Origin of the sequence: Brevibacterium sp. 50QC2O2 (assembly GCF_024580675.1) — a bacterium.
GTDB lineage: Bacteria > Actinomycetota > Actinomycetes > Actinomycetales > Brevibacteriaceae > Brevibacterium > Brevibacterium moorei.
On sequence record NZ_JANIJZ010000070.1, the window covers coordinates 1 to 258 of the forward strand.

Below are 258 nucleotides of genomic sequence, written 5' to 3' on the forward strand. Positions count from 1 at the left end.
AAGCCGTCAAAGCAGTTTTAATGACTGTGCTGGCGTGCCTTTTGAAGAATGAGCCTGCGAGTTAGTGGCATGTGGCGAGGTTAACCCGTGTGGGGTAGTCGTAGCGAAAGCGAGTCTGAAGAGGGCGATCCAGTCGCGTGTCCTAGACCCGAAGCGGAGTGATCTAGCCATGGGCAGGGTGAAGCGCGTGTAAGAGCGTGTGGAGGCCCGAACCCACTTCAGTTGAAAATGGAGGGGATGACCTGTGGTTAGGGGTGA

General features: G+C 55.8%; 1 rRNA gene. It reads left to right on the forward strand.

Features of this window, described 5'->3' with window-relative positions:
- Window positions 1-258: ribosomal RNA gene (locus NQ038_RS15250) — 23S ribosomal RNA — on the forward strand; the annotation flags it as partial.